The 8406-nt window shown below is 39.3% G+C and carries 5 protein-coding genes and 1 pseudogene; 3 read left to right on the forward strand and 3 right to left on the reverse strand.

Annotated elements, in window-relative coordinates:
* Positions 1–53: 53 nt before the first annotated feature.
* A complete protein-coding gene (locus L656_RS0118085; RefSeq protein ID WP_024600235.1) occupies positions 54–1265 on the forward strand; it encodes an EAL domain-containing response regulator in 1212 nt (403 codons plus the stop codon).
* 32 nt (positions 1266–1297) lie between these two features.
* Here L656_RS0118085 and L656_RS01000000122425 read toward each other — a convergent pair.
* A pseudogene (locus L656_RS01000000122425) lies at positions 1298–2375 on the reverse strand (hemolysin family protein).
* 84 nt (positions 2376–2459) lie between these two features.
* Here L656_RS01000000122425 and L656_RS0118095 point away from each other — a divergent pair.
* The gene (locus L656_RS0118095; RefSeq protein ID WP_024600236.1) at positions 2460–4955 is read left to right on the forward strand and encodes an alpha/beta hydrolase family protein; all 2496 of its coding nucleotides are present in this window, start codon (positions 2460–2462) and stop codon (positions 4953–4955) included.
* Positions 4956–5171: 216 nt separating this feature from the next.
* On the forward strand, positions 5172–5876 hold the full coding sequence (locus L656_RS0118100) for a response regulator transcription factor (protein WP_024600237.1): 705 nt from the start codon (positions 5172–5174) through the stop codon (positions 5874–5876).
* On the opposite strand, the gene L656_RS0118105 is transcribed toward L656_RS0118100, so the two are convergent.
* Together L656_RS0118105 and L656_RS0118110 are read right to left on the reverse strand one after the other, a co-directional pair.
* Positions 5873–7384: a YifB family Mg chelatase-like AAA ATPase gene (locus L656_RS0118105; protein WP_024600238.1), complete on the reverse strand. Its 1512-nt coding sequence runs from the start codon at positions 7382–7384 to the stop codon at positions 5873–5875. The genes L656_RS0118100 and L656_RS0118105 overlap by 4 nt on opposite strands.
* Positions 7385–7418: 34 nt before the next feature.
* Complete coding sequence (locus tag L656_RS0118110; RefSeq protein ID WP_007587018.1) at positions 7419–8033, reverse strand: trimeric intracellular cation channel family protein; 615 nt, start codon at positions 8031–8033, stop codon at positions 7419–7421.
* Positions 8034–8406 lie beyond the last annotated feature (373 nt).

Here is an 8406-nt window from a genome sequence, read left to right on the forward strand (position 1 = left end):
AAAACACTACTACTTTTATAGTAACCATAAGCTATACATTGAAAGGGATAACAGTGAACAAAATAGTGCCTAACATTTTAGTTGTTGACGACTCAAAAGCGATTTTGATTGTTATGGAAGCCATATTAAATGAATTAAATATGTCTGATAATGTAGTCACCTGCTTGAGTGCTGCTGAAGCCCTCGAAAAAGTTGCTTCTGATATAAACTACTTTGATGCTATTTTTACTGACCTTAATATGCCCGAAATGGATGGTATGGAATTAATCCGCCACTTAGGAGGGCTGCATTATCAAGGCGGTATTATTATTGTTTCTGAAATGGATCATAAAGTTATTAGTTTAGCTGCCAGCCTTGCCAAGCAACATAACGCTCACCTCATTGGTAATATTACAAAACCAGTGCAACTATCTCAGGTAAGTAGGTTACTTATTAAAGTAGCGCAATTAAATAGCCATACTTTATTAAAAGAGTCAGCCATTTCAAAAGATGAGCTTATTGAAGCATTAAAAAATGATGAAATAACGCCTTTTTATCAACCAAAAATAAACGCTGATAATAATAGAATTGAGAGCGTTGAAGTATTAGCGCGTATTCTATCAAGTAAAGACGGCAATATTATTTTACCTAACCGGTTTATAGGTATTGCCGAGCAACATAACTTAATTAATCAAATTACATTTTCTCTTTTTGAAAAGGCCACCAGCGAATTCAAAAATATGAAAGCGCAACTAGGTCATGATTTTAAGATGGCATTTAACTTATCGCCAACTCAGCTCGACGACCTAAACTGTCCTAATAAATTACTACTCATATTAGAACTAAATCAACTCACGCCTAGTAATATAATTATAGAAATAACAGAACAACATGCACTCTCAAGCCTCATGCAATTAGAAACACTAAACAGGTTAAGAATGCACGGCTTTGGTATATCGCTAGATGACTTTGGTGTTGGTTTTACTAATATGAATCAACTTCGAAACCTTCCTTTTACTGAAATTAAGATAGACCGCTCACTCATTAGCCATATAGAAACAGATTTATTTTCTCAAGTGGTTGTAAGTTCGTTATTTAACATTACGAGTAAAGATAATTTAGATTTAGTGGCAGAAGGTGTTGAGCGCCCAGAAGAGCTCGTTTATTTAAGGCACTACAAAAGAAAACTAGCCATACAAGGTTTTTTATTTAGTCGTCCTAAACCACAAAACGAATTTATATCTTGGGCTAAAGATTGGCTGAAAACTGATGGCAGCCCCGCTTAAAGCGGTATTAATATTTAATCGGGGCTGGTTAACTAATTATCACCCCGAGTGTGTTTATCTTCTTCACTGACTATATGCGCACTACTTGCTAAACGTTTGTGCCAACGCTGCCTTGCTACTGCGCGCATATTAGTAGATTGGTCACGCTCATCTACAATCTCTAGCCCCATTAAAGCTTCAATCATATCCTCTAGCGTTACAATACCTTGCACGTCACCGTACTCATCTACAACTAGGCATATATGCGTGCGCTTTGTTAAAAGAGTTTGCAGTAACGACGATACATTTTGAGAACTCGGCACTGTATAAATAGGCTTAATCAATTTGCTAATTTTATAATCGGTACCTAAGCGGTGAAATGCCAGCATAATATCGTTTTTATGCACAAACCCTACAATATCGTCGCTGTCTTTATCAAATACCAATATACGAGAAAATGATGACGAGCCGTGATCGTTTAAATACTGATTTACGGTTAAGTCTTTCTGGATTTTAAAAATAACAGTTCGAGGCGTCATTAAGTCGCATAATTTTGCATGTCTAAAATGCAATAGATTACGAATTATTTCAGACTCATCTTGATGTAATGCGCCCGACTCCGTACCTATATCAGCCATTGCCTCTATCTCTTGACGAATATAGTAAGCCTCATCGTGCTTTGGACCCATTAAATTTGTTAGCTTTTGTGCAAACCATACAAAAGGCTTTAGCGATATAACTAGAAACCGCAAAGCGTAAGTAACACTTGGCGTTAGAGCTCGCCAGTAATTAGCCCCCAAAGTTTTAGGAATAATTTCAGAAAGGATTAATACGAGGAATGTCATAATGGCTGATGCAATACCTACAGCCGCATCGGAAAACANCGACAGCTGCCTGTGCGCCGACCCCAGCAGCACCCGCAGTATGGGCAACCGTATTTAAAGTCAAAATAGCAGCTAAAGGCTGATCTATGTTGTTTTTAAGTTTTTCGAGCTGTTTAGCAAGCTCAGGATGATCTTTCCTAAGTGATGCAACATAGCTGGGCGAAATACTTAATAACACAGCCTCCATCACAGAACATAAAAACGAAATAACAATCGCCACTACCATATAAACTATCAGTAAAGTCACTTTCTCTCCTCTATATTGGATATGTGAGCATGGTATCAATACATGCTATATTTGGCCAAACTTCCAATAATAATAGGCATAATAATGAAATTTAGCGCACCATGGTGTCATCAAAATAAGCTATTTAAGCATGCAGCGACTCTTTTAACGCTTAGCAGCTTAAGCTTTGCTGCAATAGCTGCACCATTGGATAAATCAAAAATTCAGTTTATCGGCCCACTTGCCGAAGACATGCAGTTAAAGCCTTTTCAAACACCTCATGGTAATGCCATTATTAATAACCTATTACCTCAATTACAAGCAGACTCAGATAGTTTTTCTGTATTTGGGAAAAAACAAAATTGGCAGCCATTTAATAAAATCAATGCGCTCACTTTAGGTGGGTTACAGGCACTAAAATTTAATATTGAAACAACCCGCTTTACACAAGGTACGCTTACCTTAAAAGGGATTGAGCAAGGTCAGTTATTTATTAATGGCGAACTACAAACAGGTGATAAAAATAGCTATAAGTTAGCTTTAAATAACAGTACTCACTCTATTTTAATAGTAGCCCAACAAGTAGCTAATTGGCACGACGTAATGCTTGATTTTGCACCTAAAAACGACGTTGATAAAATTACGCTTAGCGCCTCACAAACAAAGCGCTTATCTGCAAAACAATTGTTTGATGCTCCTACAATTAGCCAATTATCACTCGCACCTAACGCCAAGCAGTACGTTACTACTACTCGCACTTATAGCGATAAAACACAAAACCAAGCAAATACAGTTACTGTCCTTAAAGATTCAGATAATCAAACGCTTTATCGCTTCGAAGCAGGCCAACCAAGTAACATTATTTGGAGTCCAGATAACCAATATTTAGTGTATTTGTTAAATGGTGAGCTTAAACAACTTAGCCGTAAAAACTTCTCAATAAAAACATTAGCAAACGATTTAGAAGGAGCCAATGGCTTTACCTTTTATAACGACACCAGTCTTTTGTTTAGCTGGTCTAAATCACCTGAGAACACTAACAACTTAACTAAGCACTATAAAGGTCTACAAGATCGCTGGTCGTATGCACGCTCCACCAGCCAAATTTATATGCTTGATACTAAAAGTGGTTTAACAAAAGCACTTAGCCAAGGCCCTCTTTCTTACAGCCTTGAAGATTCAAATAGTAACCGTGGCAAAATATTAATGAGCCGCCCAGTAATGGCAATGCAGGCATCAACACACCCAGAAACAGAGTTAGTCGAACTCGATTTAAAATCAAATAAGCTTTCATCGCTTGGTAAATTTAAAACGTTTAATTTAGCTAAATATGCAAATAAAGACATTTATGTAGTTGCAGGCCCTGACTTTAAAAATGGCGCAGGCAGAGCTCTACCAAAAGCAATGCTTGCCAATAACTACGACGGGCAACTTTATCTACTTACTGAAGGCGGTAAAAACGTAAAAGCACTTAGTAAACAGTTCGACCCCGCTATTGGCCAACTGCAAGTTTTAGAAAACGGCGATGCGCTCATTAAAGTAACAGAGCAAGACACTCAACCACTTTACCTATTTGATTTAAGTAAACAGCGCTTTAAAAAGTTAAATACAGGATTGGATATTGTTGAACAATTTAGTTACTCATACGACCGTAATACCGAAATTTTACTAAGTGGTACCAACGCTTTAGCTCCACAACAACTAAAGCGCCTTAACGTAAGTAAAAATAAAACAGATTTAATATGGGATTCAAAACCAAGTAGCTATGCAAATACACGACTCCCTACATTAGAAGAGTTTAATTTTAAAAATAAACATGGTGTCGAAATAACGGGTCGTGTGTACATTCCTAGCAACTTAGATAAAACTAAAAAGCACCCTGCGCTCGTGTATTACTACGGCGGTACTTCACCCGTTACGCGTGGTTTTACAGGTCGTTACCCGTTTAACTTATGGGCAGAAAATGGCTACGTTGTTTATGTAGTACAACCTACTGGCGCAACAGGGTTTGGACAAAAGTTTTCAGCGCAACATGTTAATGCCTGGGGCGACTACACCGCAGACGATATTATCGAAGGCACGCAAGCCTTTTTAAAGAAATACAACTATGTTGATAGTGAAAAGGTAGGAAATTTAGGGGCATCATACGGTGGATTTATGACCATGCTACTAGCAACTAAAACCGATATATTTAGTGCCTCCATTGCCCATGCAGGTATTTCTAACATTACCTCATATTGGGGTGAAGGTTGGTGGGGCTATTTATATTCAGGCGAAGCATCAAAAAATAGCTTTCCGTGGAATAACCCTGAACTTTACAGCCAGCACAGCCCTGTGTTTCATGCCGACAAAGTAACAACACCTATGCTACTTCTTCATGGTGATAGTGATACCAATGTACCTGTTGGCGAAAGCTTAACAATGTACACTGCGCTTAAACTGCTTAATAAGGACGTAGAGTTAATCGAATACAAAGGCGCCGATCATCAAATATTTGCACGCGATAAACGATTTGATTGGTGGAACACCATGCTCGCATACTTTGATAAAAAGCTAAAAGATGAACCTCAATGGTGGGACTCAATGTATAAAAATGACTGAGTCTGCTTCTTCTAAATAACGACTTAATACAGATTTATTAATTGTAGTATTAATTACTTAGCACCTTTTAATTAGTTTAAAGGTGCTAATCTCATCCTCTAATAACACCTTCTACACCTTTGAAATATTAAGTTACTTAAAACTAATAAACCCCCTTCTCAGCATTTACCTAATGGTGCTACCATACAGAGCTATAAGCATTCAAAATAAAGTACTATGGCTATTAATGTTTTATTGGTTGAAGACGATGAACTACTCGTTAAACGCATCCAAAATCACTTTGCAGATACCGAATTTACAATAGAGGTAGACCCAACTGGCGCTGATGCACTTAGCATTGTAAGGCAGCGGGTAAACCTGCGCGGTGCTATATCATTAGCCATAATTGACATTGTTTTGCCAAAGCGCGATGGGCTTCAACTCGCAAAAGAATTAAACACACTTACCGATATTGGCGTTATTGTATTATCGAGTCGTGATTCCCAAGCCGATCGTATTGCAGGCCTTGCACAAGGTGCCGATGACTATATTTGTAAGCCTGTCGATTTACTTGAGTTAGAACTTCGCATGCGGGCGCTCTATAAGCGTGTTGCCGTTAACCTAGAAGACGACGAAAGCGAAGAGTTTATAGAATATGCTGACTTTAAGCTTCACCCCGATAACCGCACATTAATTACTGCTGCAGGCGTTGAATCACGCTTAACTGAAGCCGAACATAAAGTGCTTATTTGCTTAATTAGTAATGCAGGTAAAGCCACATCCCGTGAAAAAATATCAGAAGAAATAGGCCAGCCCGATTGGAGTCCAAACGATCGTACTGTTGATGTGCTTATTGGTCGTTTACGTAAAAAATTAAATGACGAAAAAGATCAAAAACGTATTGTTACCGTTCGCGGTAAAGGCTATATGCTCTCTATTTAATATTTAGTTAATTGCGCAATAAGGCGCTCAAATGCACGGTAATTAAGTGCTTCCTTAAGCTCATTTAAACTAATATTTTCAGCCCCGTTTAAATCACTAATAGTCCGCGCCACTTTAATCACTCTATGGTAAGAGCGTGGCGATAAAGACAACTTTTCGCTTGCTCTGGCTAAAAACTGCAACTCTGCTGGCGCCAGTACACAGTGCACACTCATTTCTTTATTATTAAGCCTCGCATTAACCTTACCTTGGCGTTTTAACTGTAGGTAATAAGCCGCTTCAACTCTTGCTCTAACCTCAGCACTACTTTCCTCTGGCTGAGTACTTTGTAATTCAGCGCTCGTTAGACGAGGCAGTTCTATTTGCAAATCAATACGGTCAATAAAAGGCCCCGACACGCGCGATAAATAACGCATAACTTGATCGGGAGTTGCCCGCTTATCTGTATGACTTCCTGTTGGACTTGGATTTAATGCTGTAATAAGCTGAAACTGCGCCGGAAACTCCATTTGCCTAGCGGCACGTGAAATAGTAACCGTACCGGTTTCCATTGGCTCACGCAGTGAATCAAGTACCTTGCGTTCGAACTCCGGTAACTCATCTAAAAAGAGCACACCGTTATGTGCCAGAGAAATTTCACCAGGTTTGGGATTCGAAGAGCCCCCCACCAAGGCAACAGCTGAACAAGTATGGTGTGGATTACGAAACGGCCGCTGTCGCCAATTAGTTAAATCTATGGATTGCCCAATAATAGAGTAAAGCGCAGCTGTCGAAATAGCTTCATCGTCCGACATAGTAGGCATTATAGTTGCCATTCGCTGGGCCAGCATCGATTTACCAGTACCTGGAGGACCTAAAAATAGTAAATTATGCCCGCCAGCTGCAGCAATTTCAAGTACTCGCTTTGCACCGGGCTGACCTTTCACATCACTTAAATCGAGTAAAAAGTCAGGGGCTTGTGTGCAGTCGGGATACTCTATATTTAATGGTAAGGGTTGTTGATTAAGTAAATCCCCCCACACTTCTTGAATAGAGCTTACGGCTTTGCGTTTAACGCCATTAACTAGGCTTGCTAGGCTGTCGTTTGCAAGAGGTAAAAAGCAGCAACGATCTTGTTCTTTTGCAGCAAGTACCGAAGGTAAAATAGCGTTTACACCACGCACCTCACCATTAAGAGCAAGCTCACCATAAAACTCGTACTTATGAATATCAGGACACACTATTTGCCCAGAGGCGACTAAAATACCCACCGCAATAGCAAGATCAAACCGGCCGCCATCTTTTGGCAAGTCGGCTGGGGCTAAATTTACGGTTATTCGTTGATCGGGAAAACCAAATTGAGAGTTTTCGAGTGCGCTACGCACTCTGTCTTTTGATTCTTTAACGGACGCTTCGGGCAGGCCTACAATATGAAAAGCGGGTAACCCATTTCCTAGGTGAACCTCTACAATAACTTCTGGGGCATTTATACCCACTTGAGCACGAGAAAATATACGAGCTAACGACATTCCTTATCCTAGTAAATGGTGTGATTACACCAGTTTAGTCAGGATATTTAAAAACGTGTAATGTGATTTGCCATTTTATAGCAGCCAAACGAAGCAATAGGGTCATTAACATACCTAATACCATCGCCATTTCGGTTACTAACGAAAAACTAATGCCAAGCGTATAAACAGTGCCACCCGCTATACAGGTAATAGCGTAAAGCTCACCTTTTAATAGCATAGGGATTTCGCGTGCAAGCACATCTCGAATTAATCCACCAAAGCAGCCTGTAATTACAGCCATAATTACCGCAGTCATATCGGGCATACCAACAAGCTGCGCTTTTTGCGCCCCCATTACTGCAAAAAAAGCTAAACCAAACGCATCCGCTGTTTGTAAAATATAATGAGGTATCGGCTTTTGTTTATTTATAAGGCGCGTTGTAACAAATACTGAAGCTAGTATGGCAAAAAAGTAACTTTGATCGTGTAACCAAAAGACAGGAACATCTAAAATTAGATCTCGCACTGTACCACCACCAATAGCAGTTACCGTCGCTAAAACTACGACCCCAAAGCCATCCATTTTTTTTTCGTACGCTAGTAAAGTGCCCGATACAGCAAACACCGCAATACCTATTAAATCAAACCAGTGGTAAAGTTCAGTCATATTTGTAACAACCCAAAAATATTTGTGCCGTTTTAACACAAACTAAACAAAGTTTTAAGTAATAACGATTTATTTTAAGTCGTTTATAACTTTTGTGAAGTATATCTCAGGGAAGCGGGAGCTTGTGCTTATGAGTAGTGAATACCTCATGCTGTGAAGACAGATCTTTAACCTATAAGCTAAATCACCACACTCATCAAATTTCAGGTATAAAAACACGCTTTAAGTATGTTGTTCCATTCTTATTTATTTCAATGGTTGCGGGAGCCTGAGTTTGTAAAAAGCGAACCGACGACCTTCGGGTTATGAGCCACAATATACACACCAAATTTTAGACATAAAAAAACACGCTTTAAGCGTGTCGTTTCATTCT

Origin of the sequence: Pseudoalteromonas sp. TAE56, from assembly GCF_000497955.1 — a bacterium.
Classification (GTDB): Bacteria; Pseudomonadota; Gammaproteobacteria; order Enterobacterales; family Alteromonadaceae; genus Pseudoalteromonas.

Bases quoted from the DNA above. Each gene is read 5' to 3' on its own strand.
- L656_RS0118095 (WP_024600236.1), top strand. From the start codon at position 2,460: ATGAAATTTAGCGCACCATGGTGTCATCAAAATAAGCTATTTAAGCAT.
- L656_RS0118100 (WP_024600237.1), top strand. From the start codon at position 5,172: ATGGCTATTAATGTTTTATTGGTTGAAGACGATGAACTACTCGTTAAA.
- L656_RS0118105 (WP_024600238.1), bottom strand. From the start codon at position 7,384: ATGTCGTTAGCTCGTATATTTTCTCGTGCTCAAGTGGGTATAAATGCC.
- L656_RS0118110 (WP_007587018.1), bottom strand. From the start codon at position 8,033: ATGACTGAACTTTACCACTGGTTTGATTTAATAGGTATTGCGGTGTTT.